The organism is Candidatus Nitrosacidococcus tergens (genome assembly GCF_902810445.1).
GTDB lineage: Bacteria > Pseudomonadota > Gammaproteobacteria > Nitrosococcales > Nitrosococcaceae > Nitrosacidococcus > Nitrosacidococcus tergens.
On sequence record NZ_LR778175.1, the window covers coordinates 203,061 to 226,868 of the forward strand.

Sequence of the window (23,808 nt, forward strand, 5' to 3'; positions counted from 1 at the left end):
CTCTCTTTAAGCACATCAAATACCCAATTAGAAGCACCTAACTCCTATTATTTGTGGCGGAGATTTTTTGCTCGTACTATTAGCTTTTTTATACTTATTTTATTTATTGTATTTGATACTATTGCTAGAGTTTATCAAGGCAATCATAGTACAGAAATAATTATCGTTTGGTTTCTTAGCGTCTTTATTGCAGCTATTTTTATAGTAGGCGCCACCCTTGGAAAATGGGTATTCGGTATTAGAGTTAAAACACCACAAGGAATTTATCTTACTTTATGACGTGCCTTAAAACGCTCTTTCTTAGTGATCATATTAGGATTGGTATTTTATTTGCCTATTATTAATTTATTTATTTATTTCTTAGCTTATTTTAGGTTTCGCTCAGGAAAAATAACGCTTTGGGATCAAATATTGGATACTACCGTAGTTTATAGAGGTTGGGGAGTATGGTGAACTGTTATTTATACCATTGCGGTATATGTAGCTTCAAAAGCTTTGACTACTGTAAGTTATTATTTAACGAAAGAAGGAAAATATTTACCCAAGCCTAAAATAAAAAATTCATAGCCAGTGTTATTTTCAACTCTAATTTTAGCTAGTATTGTTGTTAGCTTGCTTTGGTTTTCAATCCTACAAAAATTAGAATCTCCAAAAATAGGCTATTTTATTGTTATTCTGGTAGGAATCACATTTCTTTATCGTAGCCCTGTCCATTCCATTTATATTGGTATTGAAATCATGGGATTAGGCTGTTTAGTAGTTTGGATAAAGTACTTGAAATAAATTTATAGGATTTACCCTATTATTTTTTTATATGTTGTATCAGATTTCTATCTATATAAGGTAATGACTAATTATTTAGAGAGTAGCTAGATAAGGTAAATGTGATACTTATTATTCTCTGTGTAGCCAAAATTGAATTTAATTAGGCATAACTGGCTTAATACTACTTTATTTATAGTAGATTTTCGGTGGAGAATCCTAAAATTGCATTTTCTAAAAAATTAGAATCTCCCCTGAGCTAAGATGGGCAGATCTCCCTTAAGCCCTGAAGCATAGCAGAGAATAAGATTTTTAATCGGGGTAGCTTTATCTGTTGCACTTAGTCCTAGATTTCTGGCAATTTGTATTGGAAATAATGAGCTGTTAAATAAATGCTTTAAGCCATCAATAGTGAGTTGAGCTGTAAAACTATCTCCTTTTCTCCAGCGCTCAAAACGCCGTAAAGTTAAGAAATCGCCCACATCTTTATTTTTTTGATCATTCAATACTTGTGCTAGTACTACTGCATCAAGTAATCCTAAATTCACACCTTGCCCAGCTAAGGGATGAATCGTATGAGCAGCATCGCCAATTAAAGCAATACGAGGTTGTACATAGGTTTTCACCTGCTGCCTACGCAAGGGGAAAGTAGCACGTTCACTTATGATTTGTGTAGCCCCTAAGCGGTATTCAAAGGCAGAACCTAATGCGGTAGCAAAAGATGAATTACTTAATTGCTTTAGTTGCTCTGCTTCCTCTGAGTCGGTGCTCCATACAATAGAGCATTGATAGGGGTTTTTTAGAGGTAAAAAGGCAAGAATACCTCCACTGGGAAGAAATCGTTGCCAAGCAGTTTCGTCATGAGGTTTTTCAGTATGGATAGTTCCAACGAGCCCGTTTTGCTGATAATCTTTGATTTGGATACTAATTCCAGCAAGATCTCTTACTTTAGATTGAGCACCATCTGCACCAACAATTAGACTACCCTTTAAGAAAGAACCTTCCTCTAATTGCAGGCTTATTTTTTCATCTTTTTGAATAATTCCTTGAAGATTCCCCGGCATATAAAAATCAATATTTTCTTGGTTTTTACAGGCTTCAAGCAAAGTATTTTGAATCAGTTTATTTTCAATAATATGCCCCAAATGGGACTCACTAATTTCCGTGCTATCAAAGTGAATTTCACCAATACGGGCTTTGTTCCATACGTGCATTTTTCGAAAGGGGCTAACTCGTTTTGCTTCTATATTCCTCCAAACATGTATATTTCTGAAAATATTTTCAGAAGCACGAGTAATAGCACTTACACGTAAGTCATAATCTTCTGAGAGTAAAGTATTTAATTCAGGAGGATGAGCTTCAATAAGAGCGATACGATATTTTTTTTCAGATTGGCTAAGAGCAAGTGCTAAACAAGCACCTACCATGCCTGCACCTACAATGAGTACATCATAATGGGTAGCAGAGGATCTAAAATTCATAATGAGAGTCCTTGTACTAATTTAGGCTGCCGCCTTATTAATCCCACTGCTTGTCGCATCAGTGTTTTTTTAAAGAGAGGACAAATATCCAAAGTAGCTAAACCTAGTCCTCGACTTAATCCCCATAGAGGATAGTTATTAGAGAAAAGATGAATGAGAGTATCAGTAAATTGAGTTACAATACGGTGATCCCATTGTCGCCATTGCTTATAGGTAGCCAGAACTGTTTGATTTCCTAAATCTTTATTTTGTCTATGGGTGTGCGTTAGTACTTCTGCCAATGCTGCTACATCTCGAAGACCTAAATTAAACCCTTGACCTGCTACTGGATGAAGATTGTGGGCAGCATTACCTATAAATACTACTCGATTACTTATTAATTGACGGGTTTTAATAAGTTGCAAGGGAAATGCATAGCGTTGATCAGCATGTATAAATTTTCCTAAGCGATTTCCAAATTGATCTTGTAACCTAGAAAGAAACTCCTTATCACTAATTGCAGTTAAATAAGGTGCTTGGCTATTTTTTACTGTCCAAACCACATTAGAATAATCCTTAGCTAAGGGTAACAGTGCAAGCGGGCCAGTATCTGTAAATCGCTCAAAGGCAGTAAATTGATGTGGGTGTTCGGTCTCAATATTGGTAATAATGGCAGTTTGATCATAACCTGTTTTATATACAGGAATTTGCAATAATTGACGGACTACAGAATGGACTCCATCAGCTGCAATTAATAGCTGGGTAGAAAGAGTATGTATTTCATTATTTAAAGTAATTTGTGCTTGAATATAATCAGATTTATTTTGAATCTGAATTATTTTTGCAGGACAAATTAATTCGATTTGAGGAAAGTTTTTTAGTCTCTGATAAATAGCTTGAGTAAGAGATCCTATTTTTACTACATAGCCTAGGGCAGGTAGGCGTATTTGCGTAGAATCTAAACGAGTTACTCCAAAATATCCTCGATTAGAGATATGAATATGTTCAATAGGGGTAGCCTCTTGAGCAATATCAGCCCAATAGCCAATACCATCCATAATACGAAAAGACCCAAAAGCAAGTGCCAATGCTCTAGAATCTAGATTATTTTGTTGCGGGCTAAGTTCAATGATACCTATTCGTAATGGTTGTGCGGCTAAAGCTAAAGCTAAGCTTACTCCTACTGGACCACCACCAACAATAAGCAAATCATAATCAAAGGAGGGCATGAATTACTAAGAGGTTCCTACAATATTTTGAATTTCATCTACTGTTTTTGGTACAGCTGCAGTTAAAACTTCACATCCCTGAGAGGTAACTAATATATCATCCTCAATTCTTATCCCAATACCCCACCACTGACTACCTACTTCAGGACAATTTTCTGGAATATATAATCCAGGCTCTACTGTAAGTACCATTCCAGGTTCAAAGCTACGCCACTGACCATCTATTTTATAATCACCCACATCATGCACATCCATGCCAAGCCAATGTCCTGTACGATGCATATAAAATTTACGATAGGCTTCAGTTTCTATAAGTATATTGACTTCTCCTCTAAGTAGACCAATAGCTACTAACCCTTCAGTCAATACCTGTACTGCTGCTTCATGAGGATCATTCCAATGATTCCCCGGACGTACCTTATCAATCGCTGCTAGCTGTGCTTTCAATACAAGCTCATAAATTGTCTTCTGGGCGGGGGAAAAGCGACCATTAATTGGGAAGGTTCGAGTAATATCCGCAGCGTAATAATCATATTCAGCTCCTGCATCAATAAGTAGCAGATCTCCTGATTGTAAAGAGGTATTATTATCCGTGTAGTGGAGAATACAAGCGTTATTACCCCCTGCGACAATAGATGAGTAAGCAGGTGCTTTACACCCCTGGCGGAAAAAGTGATGCAAAAACCCCGCTTCTATTTCATACTCCATTATATTCGGGTGACAAACTTGCATCGCATGAATGTGGGCTTCTGCTGAAATACGTACCGCAGTGCGGATTGTGTTTATTTCTTCATTGCTTTTAAAAAGACGCATTTCATGGAGTAAATTATCTAAAATAATCAATTCCATAGGGGCTTGCATTCCAGATCGAGTAGCTTTCCTTAATTGATTGATCCAAGCTGTTATACGTTGATCAAAATCTTGATCATGGCCAATAGCGTAGTAAATATGCACTTTACCCTCTAATAAACCAGGTAAAATGTCATCAATATCACTAATAGGAAAAGCATCATCAGCTCTATATATTTCACAAGCTCCTTCAATACCTGCTCTTCGCCCATCCCAAGTTTCTCTTTCAGGATCTCTTTCTCGACAAAAAAGAATATACTCTCCTTGATCCCGCTCAGGAATAAGCACAGCAACGGCTTCTGGTTCAGGAAATCCCGTTAAATAGTAGAAATTACTATCTGCTCGAAAAGGAAAGGTAGCATCTCGGTTACGATAGTGAATATTTGCAGTAGGAAGGATAGCAATACTATCTTCCCCCATCATTCCTAATAACTGATTACGGCGATAGGAAAATTCGTTTAAGTCCATAGTGATTTATAATCTAGCCTAAATCAGAGTGTATTTTCTAGATAAAAGTATGAATATAGAGCTTAAAGTACTATATAAAACTAACATTTGCAGTAGTCATCACTTATAATAATACAGCATTATATTAAATTTTTTAAAACGATAATAAACTTAGGGGGTATTTAAATACCTATGGCTAGAAATGTCACTATCGAACAGTTAGAGCAACAGGTCAATGAATTAATTACTTTATGCAATCAGTTAAAAGGGAAAAATCAAATTCTACACGATCAGGTCATGGAACTTTCCTTAGAACGGACTAAACTGATTAAACAAACTGAGTTTGCTCGAAATAAAGTTGAATCGATGATTGCTAGGCTGAGATCTATGGAACAAGCACTATGAGTGATCCTATTCAGATCACACTGCAAATTTCCGGTAAATCTTATCAAGTTACTTGTTCGCCTAATGAAAAGGAATCATTATTAATTGCAGCACAGTACCTTAATAAAAAGATAGAAGAAATTAAAAGAAGTAATAAAGTAGTAGGTATGGAGAGAGTGGCTGTAATTGCTGCACTTAATATTGCCTATGATCTGATTAAATCCAATAATCAGCAAACTATTCCTTATGAAGTAAACGAGCGTATTCAATCTCTTCAAACAAAAGTTAAATCTGTATTAGATGAATCTCGCAAAATAATAACTTCTCAGGGCGAGACAGATCACTAGACAAGAATGTAAATTAGAGAGTAATATGAGCAATACCTGCGGTGTTCGAGCAGTGAGTTAATACTCTTTAACCCTATGACTGATAATGCTAGGGAGCTGGATTTATAATATAAGTGTGCATGTCTATTTAGCTAGAAAGCCTTCTATATTATACGGTGCACCCACTTGAACTAAAATTGGTTCAAGAGCAATATTCACAACGGCACTGCGGGTTTTTGAATTTTTAGCCTTCGACTAATTATACGCCCTTAATTGAGCAATTATGGTGGCAGTATTGGGTTGGATCTTATGCCAGATAAAAAAAGACTCTGCTGCTTGCTCTACTAACATCCCTAATCCATCTAATGTTCTTTCAGCACCTTGTTGCTTACCCCACTCCATAAAAACAGTGGGTTGATTACTATACATCATATCGTATACCCAACCATTTGAATTAAGCAGATTTTCGGGGAGGGGAGGTAAGGTTTTCTGCAGACTAGTTGCAGTTGCATTGATAATAAAATCAAAGCTATCTCCTATAAGCTCTTTATAACCCCCACCTATAATTCTTCCAAGTCCACTGAATTTATGAGCTAGTGCAGCTGCTTTCTCAGAAGTACGATTAGCAATAACTAAGCGAGCAGGGCTTTGAGCAAGTATAGGCTCTATTACACTTGCTGCAGCACCGCCTGCACCAAGTAATAAAATATTCTGATTTTTTAACTCTTTTTTATGGTTTTGAGTTATATCTCGAATTAATCCGATTCCATCCGTAGTATCTCCAAATAAAGAACCATCACTATGAATTGAAATTGTATTTACTGATCTTGCTTGTTGTGCCTGAGGACTACAATGATTTACTAATTGCCAAGCATCTTTCTTAAAAGGAATAGTAATATTTAATCCTAATCCACCTTGACGATAAAAATCGGTGATTGCTCCTCGTAGATTTCCCAATTCAACCAAAATTGATTTATAAATCAGATTTTGTTTAGTTTGGCGAGCAAACTGGGTATAAATGTTAGGAGATTGGCTATGAGCAATTGGATTACCCATGACTCCATAAAGACCTAGCGATACCATAATAAATTAGGATTGATTTTTTAGCCAAAGGGCTACTTCTTTAGAAAAATAACTTAAAATGCCATTGGCTCCTGCCCTCTTGATACTCATGAGCGATTCCATGATCACCGCTTTTCCATCCAACCAATCATTTTGAGCTGCTGCCATCAGCATGGCATATTCACCACTGACTTGATATACAAAAGTAGGTACCTTAAATGTAGTTTTTACACGATGAACAATATCAAGATAAGGCATGCCTGGCTTTATCATTACCATATCCGCACCTTCTTCTAAATCTAAAGCTACCTCTTGAAGGGCTTCATCACTATTAGCAGGATCCATTTGGTAGCTATATTTATTGCCACCGCCTAAGTTACTTGCCGATCCTACTGCGTCTCGAAAGGGACTATAGAAGCTAGAAGCATACTTCGCTGAATAGGCTAGAATTCGAGTATGGATATGTTCTTGCTCTTCAAGAGCATCTCTAATCATCCTAATACGCCCATCCATCATATCTGAAGGGGCAACAACATCAGCACCTGCTTCAGCATGGGATAAGGCTTGTTTTATTAATACCTCAACTGTCTGATCATTTATTACATATCCATTGGAATCTACTAACCCATCTTGTCCATGACTAGTAAAGGGATCTAAAGCTATATCGCTAATAATTCCTAGTTCTGGAAATTTTTGCTTTAACTCTCGTATTGCTCGCTGTACTAATCCCTTAGGGTTATAAGCTTCAGCGGCATCATTAGATTTTTGCTCAGATAAGGTAACTGGAAAAAGAGCAATGGCGGGGATACCAAGAGTTAATAATTGTTCAGCCTCATTTAATAAAATATCAATACTTATTCTTTCAATTCCAGGCATAGAAGGAATTTTTTCTCTTCGGCGCTGGCCTTCAAGAATAAAGATTGGGTAGATAAGATCTGCACTACATAAGTAATTTTCCTGCATCAATCTCCTAGAAAAATCATCTTTTCTCATGCGGCGAAATCGAGTACGAGGAAAGTGCCTACTAGCCCAAATAGGTATAGTCAAAACTAAGATCCTCCAGCTATAATCAATATAAAATATAATTATTCTATAGGAAATTAAAAATGTCATAACATTAAATTAAATATTCTTAATGTTTTATCTCCTATCCAAAATAAGTTAGCCTATAAACTATATTACTGATTGTTTATTCATGATAAATGGAGGTTTTCTTGCGTCCAAATGCTTTGCTTGCTCTTGAAGATGGTAGCTTATTTAGAGGAACTACTATTGGTCATCATGGGGATGCAGTTGGCGAGGTAGTTTTTAATACTGCAATGACAGGATACCAAGAAATACTTACTGATCCCTCTTACTGCAAGCAAATTGTAACTTTAACCTATCCTCATATTGGAAATACGGGGATAAATAGTGAAGATTGGGAATCAAGCCATGTACATGTTAGTGGGTTAATTATCCGAGATTATGCACCTACTTTTAGTAATTGGCGATCTCAGGAATCTTTAAGTGTATTTTTAATCCGCCACCAAATCGTAGCTATTGCAGATGTAGATACACGAAAGCTAACTCGTCATCTACGGGAACAGGGTGCATTAAGCGGGTGTATTATGGCAGGAGTTAATATAAATGAACAAGAGGCTATAGCAAAAGCTCGTGCTTTTCCAGGTCTTAAAGGAATGGATTTGGCAGATCTTGTGAGCACCAAAGAATCCTATCATTGGAATCATAGAAGTTGGCAGCTTATAAAAAATGATTCAACTATAGATATTCATTCTAATTCTAAAAGTAGATTCCATGTAGTTGTCTATGATTTTGGTGTAAAACATAACATCTTACGTATGCTTGTTGATCGCAATTGTAGAGTGACTGTAGTACCTGCCAAAACCTCTACTCAAAGAGTAATGGATTTATCACCTGATGGAGTGCTTTTTTCTAATGGTCCAGGAGATCCAGAAACTTGCAATTATGGAATAGCATCAATTCAAGAGCTGTTAAATAAAGATATCCCACTATTTGGAATCTGCTTAGGGCACCAATTGCTTGCTATAGCTTGTGGTGCGAAAGCACAAAAAATGAAATTTGGCCACCATGGTGCTAATCATCCAGTTCAAGATTTGGAAACAAAAGAAGTAATCATTACCAGTCAGAACCATGGATTTGCTATCGATGAACAAATATTACCAAATAGCCTACAGCCTACTCATCGATCTTTGTTTGATGGGACTCTACAGGGAGTTAAGCATAAAGATAAACCTGCTTTTGGGTTTCAAGGCCACCCTGAAGCAAGCCCTGGTCCTCATGATATTGCACCACTATTTGATCGCTTTATACGATTAATGCAAAAAAATAATTCTAATTTAAGTATATAGGCTATATATGCCCAAACGGACTGATATTGAAAGCGTCCTTATTTTAGGTGCTGGACCTATTGTGATAGGTCAAGCTTGTGAATTTGACTATTCTGGTGTACAGGCTTGTAAATCTCTTAAAGAAGAGGGGTATCGAGTCATTTTAGTTAACTCTAATCCAGCTACTATTATGACCGATCCAGATATTGCAGATTCAATTTATATTGAACCAGTTACTTGGGAAATAGTCAGCAATATTATTGCTAAAGAACGCCCTGATGCACTACTTCCTACTATGGGAGGGCAAACCGCTTTAAATTGTGCTTTAGACCTCGCCCGGAATGGAATCTTGGTGGATTATGAGGTAGAGATGATTGGGGCAAACCAAGAATCGATTAATAGAGCTGAAGATCGAGATCTATTCAGACAAGCTATGGAGAAAATTGGACTGAGTATGCCTCGCTCAGGTATTGCTCACAATCTCCAAGAAGCTCAAGAGGTTCAAATAGGTTTTGGGTTTCCAGTTATTATTCGTCCCTCATTTACTCTGGGTGGATCAGGAGGTGGTATTGCCTATAATCGAGAAGAGTTTTTAGAAATTTGTGAACATGGATTAGATTTAAGTCCTACCTCAGAAATTTTAATTGAAGAATCTATTCTTGGATGGAAAGAGTTCGAAATGGAGGTAGTACGGGATTATACAGATAATTGTATTATTGTTTGTGCTATTGAAAACTTTGATCCTATGGGCGTACATACCGGAGATTCTATTACAGTAGCTCCTGCCCAAACCTTAACTGATAAGGAGTACCAGTTGATGCGCAATGCATCTATTGCTGTGTTACGGGAGATAGGAATTGATACTGGAGGATCTAACGTACAGTTTGCAGTTAATCCAAAAGATGGACGCTTAATTGTCATCGAAATGAACCCTCGGGTGTCTCGCTCTTCTGCTTTAGCTTCTAAAGCAACTGGCTTTCCTATTGCGAAAGTTGCAGCAAAACTTGCAGTTGGTTATAGTTTACATGAGCTTCAAAATGAAATTACAGGTGGTAGTACACCTATTTCTTTTGAACCTGCATTAGATTATGTCATTACAAAAATCCCTCGATTTACTTTTGAAAAATTTCCTAAAGCTGATCCTCGCCTAACTACTCAGATGAAATCTGTAGGTGAGGTGATGGCTATAGGGAGGAGTTTCCAAGAATCTTTGCAAAAAGCCATTCGGAGTTTAGAGACAGGAATGGATGGATTTCAGGAAAAAATAGCAACTGACCTAGATACTGCCAAAGAAACCATAAGATATCAATTGCGTGTCCCTTCAGCGGAGCGACTTTATTATATTGGAGATGCATTTCGTGTTGGATTCTCAATTGCAGAGATTTATGAATTAAGTGGGATTGATCCTTGGTTCTTATCCCAAATTCAGGATCTGATTTACACTGAACAAAATTTAAAAGATATAAGTTTATTACAATTAACTAAGGATCAAATCTATCAATTAAAACGTAAAGGATTTTCAGATAGCCGTCTTGCGACTTTATTAAGGACTACAGAGGAAGAGGTTAGAAAGTACCGGCATAATCTTAATATACATCCTGTATATAAGCGAGTAGATACTTGTAGTGCTGAGTTTGCAACAACCACTGCTTATCTTTACTCTTGCTATGATGAAGAGTGTGAAGGAGCGCCTTCTCAGCGAGATAAAATTATTGTTCTGGGTGGTGGACCTAATAGAATTGGGCAAGGGATCGAATTTGACTATTGCTGTGTACATGCTGTATTTGCCCTACAGGAAGATGGCTATGAGACTATCATGGTTAATTGTAATCCAGAAACAGTATCTACTGATTATGATACTTCTGATAGGTTATATTTCGAACCACTTACCCTTGAAGATGTTTTAGAAATTATTATTTTAGAGCAGCCTAAAGGGGTAGTTGTTCAATATGGTGGGCAAACCCCATTAAAATTAGCAAGACCTCTAGAAGCTGTAGGTGTTCCTATCATTGGTACAACGCCAGATTCAATTGATTTAGCTGAAGATAGAGAACGATTTCAGCGCTTTATCTCTCAACTTGGATTAAAACAGCCTCCAAATAGAACTGCTCGCACCCAAGAAAGTGCCATCCAGCTTGCTGATGAAATTGGCTATCCTTTAGTAGTTCGGCCATCCTACGTCCTTGGTGGAAGGGCCATGGAAATTGTCTATAGTAAAGATGACCTCAATCAGTATATGAGAGAGGCTGTAAGTGTCTCTAATAATTCTCCAGTACTTTTGGATCGCTTTTTAGATGATGCTATCGAAGTAGATATAGATGCAGTTAGTGATGGAAAACAGGTGATTGTAGGCGGAGTAATGGAGCATATTGAGCAGGCAGGGATTCATTCAGGTGATTCTGCCTGTGCACTGCCTCCTTTTAGCTTAAAAATAGAGATACAAAATAAGCTACGAGAACAAATGCGAATAATTACTCAAGAGCTTAAAGTAATTGGTCTAATTAATGCGCAATTTGCGATTCAAGGAAATGATATTTATGTACTCGAAGTTAATCCTAGGGCTTCCCGTACTATTCCTTTTGTCTCTAAAGCTACAGGAGTACCCTTAGCAAAGATAGCTGCACATTGTATGGTAGGGAAAAGCTTAATATCGCAGAATATCACTAAGGAAGTTATCCCGAAACATTTTTCCGTAAAAGAAGCCGTGTTTCCTTTTATCAAATTTTCTGGATCAGATCCTATTTTGGGCCCTGAAATGAAATCAACCGGCGAGGTTATGGGCACTGGATATTCCTTTGGGGAAGCCTTCTACAAAGCATCACTAGGTGCAGGAGTAGTGCTTCCTAAAGGGGGCAAAGCTTTTATTAGCGTCCGAGATAGTGATAAACCAAGAGTAGCCCCTATTGCAAGAACACTTATTCAGTTGGGATTTGAATTATTAACTACAGAAGGTACAAGTTTAATATTTGATCAAGAAAGCATTCCTTATACTCGAGTTAATAAAGTATTTGAAGGGCAACCTCACGTTGTAGATATGATTAAGAATGATGAAATTGATCTAATTATCAATACTACAGAAGGACGTAAAGCAGTCTCCGATTCCTACGCTATCCGTCGTTCTGCACTGCAGTACAAAGTAACATATACTACAACCTTGACAGGTGCTTGGGCAACCTGTGAGGCAATGCGTTTAGGAGTAGCAGATTCAGTTTGTCGATTACAAGATCTACAGCAAGGAGTAAAAGCATGAGTATAAATAAAATACCGCTAACGAAAAATGGTGCTGAAAAACTTCGTGAAGAGTTACATAAGCTTAAGTCTGTAGATCGATCAAAAATAATATCAGCAATTGCTGAAGCTCGTGCTCATGGTGATCTCAAAGAAAATGCAGAATACCATGCCGCTAGAGAAGAACAAAGTTTTATTGAAGCTCGTATTAGTGAGCTAGAACAGAATCTAGCTCAAGCACAAATCATTGATATAAATCAATTAAAGCAAGATGATAGGGTAGTATTTGGTGTAACAGTTAATCTCATAAATATAGAAACAGAAGATGAGGTAAGCTACCAGATTGTTGGAGATTTAGAAGCAGACATAAAAGAAAATAAAATTTCAGTAAACTCCCCTATTGCACGAGCGTTGATTGGAAAAAAAATTGGAGATGAGGTACAAGTTCAAGCACCAAGCAGAGTAATAAGCTATGAAATTACTATGGTAGATTATAAATAAAATCTTTAATGAGTAAAAAAGGTAGTAGTACTCGTTGGTTACAGGAACATTTTCAAGATCCTTTTGTCTTAAAAGCAAAGGAGCAAAAATACCGATCGCGAGCTGCTTTTAAGCTACAAGAGATTAATGCAAAAGAGAACCTACTAAGATCAGGAATGATTGTCGTAGATCTTGGAGCAGCTCCGGGTAGCTGGTCCCAAGTAGCCTCTGAGCAAACAGGGCAAACAGGGCAAGTAATTGCATTGGACATTCTCTCGATGTCTCCTCTATCTAGAGTTAGTTTTATTCAGGGGGACTTTCGTGAAGAGGAAACTTTAAATGAGCTAAAGAGCGTATTAAGAGACCACAGTGTGGATATTGTACTATCAGATATGGCTCCTAATATGAGTGGTATAATAGCAACTGATCAGCCCCGATCTGTTTATTTAGGGGAGTTAGCCCTTGATTTCGCTTTAAATTACTTGAAACCTAGTGGCTCACTACTTATGAAAAGCTTTCAAGGTGCTGGATTTCAGATTTTTTATAATTCTATGCATGAATATTTTTACCAAACACGAATTATCAAACCTATGGCTTCAAGGGATTGTAGTCGTGAAGTCTATATTCTTGCAAAGAAATTGAAAAAAAGTAAATTATGAGACTTGGTAAACATAAATACTTACAGATGCTATCAACAGTGTGAAATTAATTTGGGAGGGATAGTAGATTGAACGACATAGCAAAAAATATTATTTTATGGGTAGTTATTGCTCTTGTACTAATGTCGGTTTTTAATAGTTTTGGATCTCATCAAGTAACTGGACATCAGCTTGATTATTCCCAATTTATTTCCGATGTTAAAAGCGGGCATATTAGTAGAGTAATTATCGATGGTCGCAGTATTAGCGGTGAAAATAAGGAGGGAAGACAGTTTATTACTTATAGCCCTGGTAATGATCCTGGATTAATCGGTGACTTACTAGATAATGGGGTTACTATTGCGGCACGACCTGAAGAGAGTAATGGGTTTTTTATGCAGATTTTTATCTCATGGTTTCCTATGTTACTTCTTATTGCCGTCTGGGTTTTTTTCATGCGCCAAATGCAAGGTGGAGGCGGCGGAAGAGGTGCTTTATCATTTGGTAAAAGCCGAGCTCGTATGCTGAATGAAGAGCAAATAAAAGTAACTTTTGGGGATGTCGCAGGATGTGATGAAGCAAAAGAAGAAGTTAAAGAGCTTGTAGAGTTCTTACGAGATCCTGGGAGATTTCAAAAATTAGGTGGAAAAATCCCTCGAGGCATCCTTATGGTTGGTCCTCCTGGAACAGGTAAAACACTCCTTGCTAAGGCAATTGCTGGAGAAGCAAAAGTACCTTTTTTTACTATTTCCGGATCTGATTTTGTGGAAATGTTTGTGGGTGTAGGGGCTTCTCGAGTTCGAGATATGTTTGAGAATGCTAAAAAGCATGCTCCTTGTATTATCTTTATTGATGAAATTGATGCGGTAGGTCGCCAAAGAGGTGCAGGCCTTGGTGGTGGACATGATGAGCGAGAGCAAACACTAAATCAGTTATTAGTAGAAATGGATGGTTTTGAAGGTAGTGAAGGGGTTATTATTATTGCAGCAACAAACCGTCCAGACGTTTTAGATCCAGCTTTACTAAGACCAGGGCGCTTTGATCGCCAAGTGGTAGTATCTCTCCCGGATATTCGTGGAAGAGAGCAGATTCTTAGAGTCCATCTTCGTAAAGTTCCAATAGATAAGGATGTTGAACCATCTTATATTGCCAGAGGTACCCCTGGTTTTTCAGGAGCTGATCTTGCGAACCTTGTGAATGAGGCTGCTTTATTTGCAGCACGCGCTAATCAGCGCTTAGTTCATATGGCAGATATGGAGAAAGCTAAGGATAAAATTTTAATGGGTGTTGAACGGCGCTCAGCTGTTATGAACGAAGATGATAAAAAACTTACAGCGTATCACGAAGCAGGCCATGCTATTGTAGGTCGTTTAGTTCCTTCCCATGATCCAGTTTATAAAGTAAGTATCATTCCTCGAGGTAGAGCTCTAGGTATTACTATGTTTCTCCCAGAGCAGGATCGTTATAGCTATAGCAAACTTCAAATTGAAAGTCAGATTTCTAGCTTATTTGGTGGTCGATTAGCCGAAGAGTTAATTTTTGGCACTGATCGAGTTACTACAGGTGCTTCTAATGACATTCAAAGAGCTACAGAACTTGCTAGGAATATGGTAACTCAATGGGGGCTTTCTGAAAAAATGGGGCCTTTAGCTTATGGTGAAGAGCAGGGAGAAGTTTTTTTAGGTCACTCAGTAACACAGCATAAAAATATTGCTGATACTACTGCTTCAGCGATAGATTCTGAAATAAGATCTATCGTTGATCGCAATTATCAACGATCAAAAAGCCTCTTGGAAGAAAATATAGATAAATTGCATGCTATGTCAGATGCACTTATGAGGTATGAAACTATCGATAAGGAGCAGATCGATGACATTATGGCTGGGAAGGAACCACGACCACCTAAGGAGTATGGAGCACCTGATAATATAGAGCCTCCTAATGATGGCATAAAACTTTCAAAAGATTCACCTTCTACTGAAGGTAGTTCAGTTCCTGCTAATCAACACTAGTGTTTTTAAAAGGTACATGGATGTACCGTAAGCTTATTAATATAAAGAAAATATATTAGCTTTCGCTTTTACAGTATGTATATGCCATAAATACTATATGATTCTGATTTGCCTAAACTGAATTAAGCGTAGTACCTAGCAGGATATTCAATGTCATCTTTCTATAAGGATATCTTGCTATTCTATAGAAAATAAGAATAGAAACTACTCTTGCTGCAGTATATTTATTGTAGAAATAAAAAAATCACATTAGATTCCCCTTGTATCATGGGAATACTTAATATGACCCCTGATTCTTTTTTTGACGGAGGGAAATATTTAGATATAGATAGAGCAATTCAGAAAGCTCATCAAATGGTTTCCGAAGGTGCTGGTATTATCGATATCGGTGGCGAATCTACTCAACCTGGATCAGAATCAGTTTCTATAGATTTAGAAATACAACGCACTATTCCTATTATAAAAATATTAAGCCAAGAACTCTCTGTTCCTATCTCCATTGATACGAGCAAACCAGAAGTCATGGAAGCAGCAATTGAGGCTGGTGCTAGCTTCATTAATGATATTAATGCATTACGAACGAAAGGTGCATTAGAGGTAGCAAGCGATCTTAAAGTGCCTATATGCCTAATGCATATGCAAGGTACTCCTAAGACTATGCAGATAAACCCTCACTATCATAACGTAGTAGAAGAAGTAAAAAACTTCTTTATTGATCGAATCAATATATGCACTCAATATGGTATTTCCCATGAGTACCTAATCCTCGATCCTGGGTTTGGCTTTGGTAAAAATGTTACCCATAATTTATTGCTACTCAAGTATTTAAATTCTATTTGTAGCATAGGGTTTCCTGTATTAGTAGGTATTTCCCGTAAATCATTTATTGGTGCGTTATTAGATGATCCTATAGAAAATCGGCTCTATGGGAGTGTATCTTTAGCAGCTCTTGCTATATGGGAAGGTGCAAAAATAATAAGAACTCATGATGTTAGAGTAACAAGGCAAATACTTACCTTATATGACAGGGTGATGAAAGCTAATAATCAAAGAGAATAAATATGAAAAAAAAATACTTTGGTACTGATGGGATACGCGGTAAAGTTGGTACTCATCCAATTACTGCTGATGTAGTACTTCATTTAGGTTGGGCTGTTGGTAGAGTACTTGCAAGAGGAGGTCAAGGTAAAGTGCTTATTGGCAAAGATACTCGTATTTCAGGTTATATGTTTGAATCTGCTCTCCAAGCAGGATTATCTTCAGCAGGGGTAGATATTAAGCTGTTAGGACCAATGCCTACTCCAGGTATTGCATATCTTACACGTACGCTTCATGCAAAAGCAGGCATTGTAATCAGTGCTTCTCATAATCCTTATTATGATAATGGTATTAAGTTTTTTTCTAGTGCAGGGACAAAACTAGCTGATGAAGTAGAATTAGCTATTGAAAGTGAGCTTGAATCCCCTATGGAAACAGTTAGCTCATCCCATTTAGGAAAAGTGGAGAGAATCGTTGATGCCTCTGGTAGATATATTGAATTTTGTAAAAGCACAGGACCTGCAAGTATAGATCTCTCAGGAATAAAGGTTGTAATCGATTGTGCTCATGGCGCTACCTATCATGTAGCCCCTGATGTATTTAAAGAAATGGGAGCAAACGTAATCACTATTGGTGTTTCTCCCAATGGGTTAAATATTAATGACGGTTATGGCTCTACTTCTCCAGAAACATTGCGACACAAAGTATTAGAATCTGAGGCGGATGTAGGTATCGCTTTAGACGGAGATGGTGATCGAGTTATTATGATTGATCATAAAGGAGAAATTGTAGATGGAGATGAACTTCTTTATATCATAGCGAGATCTAGGCAAAGAGATAATACTCTATCAGGTTCTGCTGTGGTAGGTACCCTTATGAGTAATATTGGATTAGAGAAAGCTCTTACTACTCTAGGAATTTCATTAATAAGAGCTCAGGTTGGAGATCGATATGTTTTAGAAATGCTTCAAAATAATAAATGTATTTTGGGAGGAGAATCATCAGGGCATATTATTTGCCTTGATCGCACAACAACTGGTGATGGAATTATATCAGCACTTCAAATTTTAGTAGAGATAGCTACTACCGGTAGATCTTTGTATGATTTAAAGGAAGCTATAAATAAATATCCTCAATGCCTTATTAATGTACATATGGATCAGAAAATAAATCCTCATGAAGATAAAATGATTATGAGTGCTGTGCGTGATGTTGAAAACCAATTGAGAGGGGAGGGTAGGGTGTTATTACGATCATCCGGAACTGAATCAGTTATTAGAATAATGGTAGAGGGTCCAAGCGAATCCCAAGTAAGTTTATTAGCGCAACAGCTTGCACAGGTTGTAACTAATAGTGTAAATCAACTTTAAAATTGATTTTTGTTTATTTACAAAGTAAACTTCAGCTTTTAGATTTATTTTTACTTTTTGAGGTATAGATAGGTGCGAAAACCCCTAGTAGCTGGTAATTGGAAGATGAATGGTTTACAAGATACAAATCATCATCTATTAGAGCTTCTAAAAAAAGAAGGAATAGAGAATATAGGGGAACCTGTAGAAATTGTAGTTTGCCCTCCCTTTATATATTTAGCATATATTAAACATTTGTTAGAAGGATCTAACATGAAATGGGGAGCACAAAACGTATCTCATCATAGTGCAGGTGCTTATACCGGTGAGATATCTCCATATATGTTAGCAGATCTAGGGTGTCACTTTGTTATTGTAGGTCACTCTGAGCGACGTACTTTATATGGAGAGACTAATGGTATTGTTGCAAAGAAATTTGTTGCTGCTCAACAAGCAAACTTAACTCCTATCCTTTGTGTTGGTGAATCTCTAAGAGAGAGAGAAGAAGGAATAACAGAACGAATAGTAAAAGAGCAGTTAGATGATATTTTTTTACATACAGATATTCATGCTTTTAATAAAGCAGTAATTGCCTATGAACCTATATGGGCTATCGGTACAGGTCATACAGCAACTCCAGATCAGGCTCAAGAAGTTCATGGTTTTATTCGCAATTATCTTTCCGAACAAGACCCTGAAATAGCAGAAGAATTAAGAATTCTCTATGGGGGTAGTGTTAAGGGGGATAACGCTGCGGAGTTATTTGCTATGCCTGATATTGATGGGGGATTAGTAGGCGGTGCTTCTTTAGAAGCAAAAGATTTTTTAACAATTTGTCAAGCAGCTAGTTAAAAACTATCATGCACAGTTTATTATTAATAATTCATCTTATTGTCTCAGTAATATTAGCGGGATTAGTATTAATCCAACATGGTAAGGGGGCTGATGAAGGGGCTTCTTTTGGAGGTGGCGCTTCAGCAACCGTATTTGGTGCCAGTGGATCCGCTAATTTTCTTACACGAGCTAGTGCAGTGTTTGCAACAATATTTTTTATTACTAGCCTGTCTTTAGCTTATTTTTCTAATCGGGATACTCAAAGTAGAAGTATTACTGAAACAATAAAACCAAAAATTGTTGCTGATGAAAATATGGTTATTCCTCCATTACCTCCTGAAGGTGATGAATCAACCAGAAATCAAGTAGTAGATCAAACAGATAAAAAAGCTGAGAATATGGATTTCAGCAATAAAGTAATAAATCAAATTATAGAAGATTCAAATATAAAAAATAGTGAGTCTCAAAAAGATAATTCAGCATTAGAAAAATGAAATTACATTGCCGATGTGGTGGAATTGGTAGACACGCTGTCTTGAGGGGGCAGTGGGGAAACCTGTGCCGGTTCGACTCCGGCCATCGGCACCACAAATATTACTTTTTTTTCAATCAGGCAGTTACGATAAACTATGATATCGAAATAATATCGCTTAGTTAAACACATTGAGGATTGCTAGGTTAACTTTAAAAACAATTTGGAGATAGGTTTAAGTAAGGATAGATTATAATTCTATCCCCCTAGAAAATGTAAAAAATGTACCCATGCTAGATAATTATATCCCTATTCTGATATTTATTATTGTAAGTCTCCTTATAGGAGGAGTTTTATTAGGCTTAGGCTTTAGTCTAGCACCTCATCGCCCAAGTCCTGAAAAAAACTCTCCTTACGAATGTGGATTTGAGGCCTTTGAAGATGCTCGAATGAAATTTGATGTTCGCTATTATTTAGTAGCTATTTTATTCATTATTTTTGATCTGGAGACAGCTTTTTTCTTCCCATGGGCAATTGTATTAGATAACATTGGTTTATATGGATTCCTTTCAATGGTTATTTTCCTAGGTATCTTAGTAGTAGGGTTTATTTATGAATGGAAGAAAGGGGCTTTAGAATGGGAATAGAAGGTATACTAGAACGTGGAGTAGTAACTACTAAGGCAGATCAGTTAATTAATTGGGCGAGAACAGGATCTCTCTGGCCTATGACTTTTGGGCTTGCCTGTTGTGCGGTAGAAATGATGCATGCTGGTGCTTCTCGCTATGATTTTGATCGGTTTGGTGTTCTTTTTCGACCTAGCCCTCGCCAGTCGGATGTGATGATCGTAGCAGGTACTCTAGTGAATAAGATGGCACCTGCTTTACGTAAAGTATATGATCAAATGTCAGAACCTAAATGGGTAATTTCTATGGGATCTTGTGCTAATGGTGGTGGATATTATCACTATTCTTATTCTGTTGTACGAGGGTGTGATCGTATTATACCTGTTGATATTTATGTTCCGGGCTGCCCACCTACTGCTGAAGCTTTACTTTATGGAATTATGCAGTTACAGAATAAAATAAAGCGTACCTATACTATAGCTCGATAAGTTAAATAAAAATTAGAATTGGCTTGGCATTAATATGGAGATAGTTGAATTAAAAAATCGTATTGAGCAACGGTTAAGTAATGAAATTAGATTTTGTTACATAGAAAAAGATGAACTTACTATCCAAGCTCCATGTGAACATTATCTCTCAGTACATAATATTCTCCGAAATGAAGAGGAATTTCATTTTGAGCAGCTTATCGATTTATGCGGGGTAGATTATTTAGACTATGGAGTTGCTGATTGGTCAACCACTAAGAGCGCAACATCAACAGGATTTAGCCGTGCTGTAGAAGGGAAACAGTATAAAGAGTCTACAACTACTGATTCTCGATTTGCTGTAGTTGTTCATCTCCTCTCCATACGGTATAACTGGCGATTACGAGTAAAAACATTTATTAGCGAATCTGCGCCAATTGTGCCTTCTCTAATGAATTTATGGGCTTCTGCAAATTGGTTTGAGCGGGAAACTTTTGATCTTTTTGGTATTCTTTTTGATGGCCACCCAGATCTGCGCCGTATTCTAACAGACTATGGTTTTATTGGACATCCTTTCCGTAAAGACTTTCCTTTAAGTGGGAATGTAGAAATGCGTTATGACTCAGAGCAAAATAGAGTTATTTACGAACCAGTAAGTATTGAACCTAGAGTATTAGTCCCTCGGGTAATAGAGAACGATCATCGCTATCAAGTTATGAATAATAAAGATAATCATGGCTGAAATACGCAATTTTACTCTAAATTTTGGTCCGCAGCATCCAGCAGCTCATGGAGTTTTACGTCTAGTGCTTGAAATGGATGGAGAAGTTATTAAGCGAGCAGATCCTCATATTGGACTACTTCATCGTGCTACTGAGAAATTAGCTGAAAGTAAACCCTTTAACCAAAGTATTGGTTATATGGATCGCTTAGATTACGTATCCATGATGTGTAGTGAACATGGCTATGTTCAGGCAATTGAAAAACTCATAGGAATAGAACCGCCGCCACGTGCTCAATATATTAGGGTAATGTTTGATGAAATTACTCGTATTCTTAATCATTTAATGTGGTTAGGATCTCATAGCATGGATATCGGGGCAATGACAGTATTTTTATATTGTTTTCGAGAGCGTGAAGATCTTATGGATTGCTATGAAGCTGTTTCTGGTACTCGTATGCATGCCACTTACTACCGACCTGGAGGGGTCTATCGTGATTTACCTGAAACTATGTCTCTATATGAGCCTTCTAAATGGCACTCTGAAAAGGAAGTAGCACTTCGCAATCAGAACCGAACTGGATCTTTACTTGATTTTATTGAGGATTTTACTCGTCGCTTTCCTAAATGCGTTGATGAGTATGAAACTTTACTTACTGATAATAGAATTTGGAAGCAACGCACTGTAGGTATCGGTACAGTAACTCCAGAAAGAGCTCTTCAGCTAGGATTTAGTGGTCCTATGCTTCGAGGATCTGGTGTAGAATGGGATCTGAGAAGGAAACAACCTTATGCTATATATGATCAGTTGGATTTTGATATTCCAATTGGTGTAAACGGTGACTCTTATGATCGCTATTTAGTACGGATAGAGGAAATGCGCCAATCTAATCGTATCATTAAACAATGTGTAGATTGGCTACGTATGAATCCTGGTCCTGTTATAATAGATAATAATAAGGTTGTCCCGCCTAATAGGGAGACTATGAAAAAGGGAATGGAATCTCTTATTCATCATTTTAAACTATTCACTGAAGGTTATTGTGTTCCAGAAGGAGAAGTATACAGTGCAATAGAAGCACCTAAAGGTGAGTTTGGTGTTTACCTTATATCTGATGGTGCAAATAAGCCTTATCGGTTAAAAATTAGAGCACCAGGATTTGCTCACTTGGCTGCTATGGATGAGATGGTAAGTGGACATATGCTTGCTGATGTTGTTGCTATTATCGGTACAATGGATGTAGTTTTTGGGGAAATTGACCGATAAAATATTAATGATGAGAAGGTAGAAAATTAAGGTGGCAGCACAAAGAAGTAATATCCTTTCTGATAAGATATATAGTCAAATTGACCATTGGATCGCTCAATATCCACAGGATAGAAAACAGTCAGCGGTTATTCCCGCACTTCATATCGTTCAGGATTTCAATGGTGGCTATTTAACTAATGAATTAATGGATGCTGTAGCAGAATACTTAGAGATGTCTCCTATTAGTGTTTATGAAGTGGCTACGTTCTATTCAATGTTTGAATTAGATCCTGTAGGACACCATAAAATTTGCGTTTGCACTAATATTTCCTGTCAGCTGTGTAACTCTGATCAAGTGGTCGCTCATTTAAAGAAGCGATTAGGAATTAGCTTTGATGAAACCACAGAGAATCAGCGCTTTACTCTAAAAGAAGTAGAGTGTTTAGGAGCTTGTGGTGGTGCACCAGTGATGGCAGTTGGAAATGTTTATTATGAAAATTTAACGCCAGAAAAGATTGATCAAATACTCGAATCTTTAAAATGATTGCATTGAATCAAGTCTGCTTTCGAACTTTAAAATACGATCCTCCTTGGGAAATTGATACTTATTTTAAAATAGGAGGGTATCGATCATGGAAGAAAATTTTAGAAGAAAAAACAGATCCGGCAGAAATTATCAATAAGCTAAAAGCATCAGGACTTAGGGGAAGAGGAGGAGCGGGGTTCCCAACTGGGGTTAAATGGAGTTTTATGCCTCGAAATAAGCCTGGAAACAAGTATATCGTTTGTAATTCAGATGAAGGGGAACCAGGTACATTTAAAGATCGTGATATTCTTCGATATAACCCTCATCAAATAATAGAGGGGATGGCAATTGCTGGATACGTGATTGGTGCAAGTACAGGGTATAATTATATCCGTGGAGAGTTTACAGAACCAATCGAGAGATTTAGTACCGCACTTAAAGAAGCGTATGCGGCAGGATTATTGGGGAAAAATATATTAGGATCTAGCATTGACTTTGATCTTCATTATTATCCTGGGGCTGGAGCTTATATTTGTGGTGAAGAAACTGCATTATTAAATTCTATTGAAGGAAAAAAAGGGCTGCCACGCTTTAAACCACCATTCCCTGCAGGATATGGCCTATATGGTAAACCAACCACAATTAATAATACAGAAAGCCTTGCTTCAGTTCCAGTAATCCTAGAAAAGGGAAGTCAATGGTTTTTAGATCTTGGTACACCTACAAGTGGCGGAAGTAAAATTTTCTGCGTTTCTGGTCATGTTAATAAACCTGGAAACTATGAAATTCCTATGGGAACACCTTTTAAAGACCTACTTGAACTAGCTGGCGGTGTACGTAATGGTCACACTTTGAAAGCTGTGATTCCCGGGGGAAGCTCAGTACCCGTAGTACCTGCAGAAATTATGATGGAAACTAATATGGATTATGAATCCATATCAAAAGCGGGATCTATGCTAGGTGCAGGATCTGTGATTGTAATGGATGAAACTACTTGTATGGTACGGGCATTAGATAGGATTTCTCATTTTTATCGGGAAGAATCTTGTGGACAATGTACTCCCTGTCGGGAAGGTACTGGCTGGATGAATCGGGTAATTCACCGTATCTATCATAGACAAGGTCTTCAAGAGGATTTAGATAAGCTTATCAGTATAGCTAACAATATCAACGGGCACACTATTTGTGCATTAGGAGATGCTGCAGCAACACCAGTAATAAGTTTCATTAAGCATTTTCGCAATGAATTCCAATATTACATTGATCATAGAGTTACTTAGCAAATAGCTGGTTATAGG

The 23,808-nt window shown here is 37.3% G+C and carries 24 protein-coding genes, 1 tRNA gene and 1 other RNA gene; 21 read left to right on the plus strand and 5 right to left on the minus strand.

The features are described from left to right. Positions 1 to 51 precede the first annotated feature (51 nt). Together NSCAC_RS01040 and NSCAC_RS01045 are read left to right on the plus strand one after the other, a co-directional pair. A complete protein-coding gene (locus NSCAC_RS01040) occupies positions 52 to 279 on the plus strand; it encodes an RDD family protein (RefSeq protein ID WP_197744597.1) in 228 nt (75 codons plus the stop codon). A 291-nt stretch (positions 280 to 570) separates the two neighbouring features. Further along, on the plus strand, positions 571 to 783 hold the full coding sequence (locus NSCAC_RS01045) for a hypothetical protein (protein WP_197744598.1): 213 nt from the start codon (positions 571 to 573) through the stop codon (positions 781 to 783). Between the two features lie 221 nt (positions 784 to 1,004). Here NSCAC_RS01045 and NSCAC_RS01050 read toward each other — a convergent pair whose 3' ends face one another. The 3 genes from NSCAC_RS01050 to pepP are packed head-to-tail and all read right to left on the minus strand — an operon-like array spanning position 1,005 to position 4,768. Next, on the minus strand, positions 1,005 to 2,243 hold the full coding sequence (locus NSCAC_RS01050; RefSeq protein ID WP_197744599.1) for a UbiH/UbiF/VisC/COQ6 family ubiquinone biosynthesis hydroxylase: 1,239 nt from the start codon (positions 2,241 to 2,243) through the stop codon (positions 1,005 to 1,007). After that, on the minus strand, positions 2,240 to 3,451 hold the full coding sequence (gene ubiH / locus NSCAC_RS01055; protein WP_197744600.1) for a 2-octaprenyl-6-methoxyphenyl hydroxylase: 1,212 nt from the start codon (positions 3,449 to 3,451) through the stop codon (positions 2,240 to 2,242). The genes NSCAC_RS01050 and ubiH overlap by 4 nt, the downstream gene beginning before the upstream one ends. 6 nt (positions 3,452 to 3,457) lie before the next feature. Continuing rightward, complete coding sequence (gene pepP, locus NSCAC_RS01060) at positions 3,458 to 4,768, minus strand: Xaa-Pro aminopeptidase (protein ID WP_197744601.1); 1,311 nt, start codon at positions 4,766 to 4,768, stop codon at positions 3,458 to 3,460. A 171-nt stretch (positions 4,769 to 4,939) separates the two neighbouring features. Here pepP and NSCAC_RS01065 point away from each other — a divergent pair, with 171 nt between their 5' ends. The 3 genes from NSCAC_RS01065 to ssrS all read left to right on the plus strand — a co-directional run bounded on the left by NSCAC_RS01065 (position 4,940) and on the right by ssrS (position 5,696). Then, entirely contained in the window at positions 4,940 to 5,152 is a 213-nt protein-coding gene (locus tag NSCAC_RS01065; RefSeq protein WP_197744602.1) for a TIGR02449 family protein, read from the plus strand. Continuing rightward, entirely contained in the window at positions 5,149 to 5,478 is a 330-nt protein-coding gene (locus tag NSCAC_RS01070; RefSeq protein WP_197744603.1) for a cell division protein ZapA, read from the plus strand. The genes NSCAC_RS01065 and NSCAC_RS01070 overlap by 4 nt, the downstream gene beginning before the upstream one ends. A gap of 30 nt (positions 5,479 to 5,508) precedes the next feature. Beyond that, positions 5,509 to 5,696, plus strand: a non-coding RNA gene (gene ssrS, locus NSCAC_RS01075) — 6S RNA. A 16-nt stretch (positions 5,697 to 5,712) separates the two neighbouring features. On the opposite strand, the gene aroE is transcribed toward ssrS, so the two are convergent. Together aroE and hemB are read right to left on the minus strand one after the other, a co-directional pair. Then, positions 5,713 to 6,540 carry a shikimate dehydrogenase gene (gene aroE / locus NSCAC_RS01080; protein ID WP_232085947.1) on the minus strand — a complete coding sequence of 276 codons (828 nt, stop codon included), beginning with the start codon at positions 6,538 to 6,540 and terminating at the stop codon, positions 5,713 to 5,715. A gap of 6 nt (positions 6,541 to 6,546) precedes the next feature. Continuing rightward, positions 6,547 to 7,566, minus strand: coding sequence for a porphobilinogen synthase (gene hemB / locus NSCAC_RS01085; protein WP_456298407.1), 1,020 nt, complete (start codon positions 7,564 to 7,566; stop codon positions 6,547 to 6,549). Positions 7,567 to 7,721: 155 nt separating this feature from the next. Between hemB and carA the strand changes: the two genes are divergently transcribed. The 16 genes from carA (at position 7,722) to nuoF (ending at position 23,790) form a co-directional block, all read left to right on the plus strand. Continuing rightward, positions 7,722 to 8,891 carry a glutamine-hydrolyzing carbamoyl-phosphate synthase small subunit gene (gene carA, locus NSCAC_RS01090; RefSeq protein WP_232085948.1) on the plus strand — a complete coding sequence of 390 codons (1,170 nt, stop codon included), beginning with the start codon at positions 7,722 to 7,724 and terminating at the stop codon, positions 8,889 to 8,891. Positions 8,892 to 8,898: 7 nt separating this feature from the next. After that, positions 8,899 to 12,120 (plus strand): carbamoyl-phosphate synthase large subunit, encoded by a 3,222-nt coding sequence (gene carB, locus NSCAC_RS01095; protein ID WP_197744605.1) that lies wholly within the window; start codon positions 8,899 to 8,901, stop codon positions 12,118 to 12,120. A 2-nt stretch (positions 12,121 to 12,122) separates the two neighbouring features. Next, positions 12,123 to 12,599, plus strand: a complete 477-nt coding sequence (gene greA, locus NSCAC_RS01100; protein WP_197745242.1) for a transcription elongation factor GreA — start codon at positions 12,123 to 12,125, stop codon at positions 12,597 to 12,599. 8 nt (positions 12,600 to 12,607) lie between these two features. Next, positions 12,608 to 13,237 carry an RlmE family RNA methyltransferase gene (locus tag NSCAC_RS01105; RefSeq protein ID WP_197744606.1) on the plus strand — a complete coding sequence of 210 codons (630 nt, stop codon included), beginning with the start codon at positions 12,608 to 12,610 and terminating at the stop codon, positions 13,235 to 13,237. A gap of 77 nt (positions 13,238 to 13,314) precedes the next feature. Continuing rightward, positions 13,315 to 15,228: an ATP-dependent zinc metalloprotease FtsH gene (gene ftsH, locus NSCAC_RS01110; RefSeq protein WP_197745243.1), complete on the plus strand. Its 1,914-nt coding sequence runs from the start codon at positions 13,315 to 13,317 to the stop codon at positions 15,226 to 15,228. Between the two features lie 267 nt (positions 15,229 to 15,495). Then, positions 15,496 to 16,287 (plus strand): dihydropteroate synthase, encoded by a 792-nt coding sequence (folP, locus tag NSCAC_RS01115; protein ID WP_197744607.1) that lies wholly within the window; start codon positions 15,496 to 15,498, stop codon positions 16,285 to 16,287. Positions 16,288 to 16,289: 2 nt separating this feature from the next. Continuing rightward, positions 16,290 to 17,636, plus strand: coding sequence for a phosphoglucosamine mutase (gene glmM / locus NSCAC_RS01120; RefSeq protein WP_197744608.1), 1,347 nt, complete (start codon positions 16,290 to 16,292; stop codon positions 17,634 to 17,636). A gap of 72 nt (positions 17,637 to 17,708) precedes the next feature. Beyond that, positions 17,709 to 18,467: a triose-phosphate isomerase gene (gene tpiA, locus NSCAC_RS01125; protein ID WP_197744609.1), complete on the plus strand. Its 759-nt coding sequence runs from the start codon at positions 17,709 to 17,711 to the stop codon at positions 18,465 to 18,467. An 8-nt stretch (positions 18,468 to 18,475) separates the two neighbouring features. Beyond that, positions 18,476 to 18,943, plus strand: coding sequence for a preprotein translocase subunit SecG (secG, locus tag NSCAC_RS01130; protein WP_197744610.1), 468 nt, complete (start codon positions 18,476 to 18,478; stop codon positions 18,941 to 18,943). Positions 18,944 to 18,952: 9 nt separating this feature from the next. After that, a tRNA-Leu gene (locus NSCAC_RS01135) sits at positions 18,953 to 19,037 on the plus strand. A gap of 174 nt (positions 19,038 to 19,211) precedes the next feature. Then, entirely contained in the window at positions 19,212 to 19,568 is a 357-nt protein-coding gene (locus NSCAC_RS01140) for an NADH-quinone oxidoreductase subunit A (RefSeq protein ID WP_197744611.1), read from the plus strand. Beyond that, positions 19,559 to 20,035, plus strand: a complete 477-nt coding sequence (locus tag NSCAC_RS01145; protein ID WP_197744612.1) for a NuoB/complex I 20 kDa subunit family protein — start codon at positions 19,559 to 19,561, stop codon at positions 20,033 to 20,035. Before NSCAC_RS01140 ends, NSCAC_RS01145 begins: the two co-directional genes overlap by 10 nt. Positions 20,036 to 20,069: 34 nt before the next feature. After that, entirely contained in the window at positions 20,070 to 20,756 is a 687-nt protein-coding gene (locus NSCAC_RS01150) for an NADH-quinone oxidoreductase subunit C (RefSeq protein ID WP_408609560.1), read from the plus strand. After that, on the plus strand, positions 20,749 to 22,002 hold the full coding sequence (locus NSCAC_RS01155) for an NADH-quinone oxidoreductase subunit D (protein WP_197744613.1): 1,254 nt from the start codon (positions 20,749 to 20,751) through the stop codon (positions 22,000 to 22,002). The genes NSCAC_RS01150 and NSCAC_RS01155 overlap by 8 nt, the downstream gene beginning before the upstream one ends. Positions 22,003 to 22,033: 31 nt before the next feature. Next, positions 22,034 to 22,528 (plus strand): NADH-quinone oxidoreductase subunit NuoE, encoded by a 495-nt coding sequence (gene nuoE / locus NSCAC_RS01160; RefSeq protein WP_197744614.1) that lies wholly within the window; start codon positions 22,034 to 22,036, stop codon positions 22,526 to 22,528. Next, complete coding sequence (nuoF, locus tag NSCAC_RS01165; RefSeq protein ID WP_197744615.1) at positions 22,525 to 23,790, plus strand: NADH-quinone oxidoreductase subunit NuoF; 1,266 nt, start codon at positions 22,525 to 22,527, stop codon at positions 23,788 to 23,790. Before nuoE ends, nuoF begins: the two co-directional genes overlap by 4 nt. Positions 23,791 to 23,808: the final 18 nt, after the last annotated feature.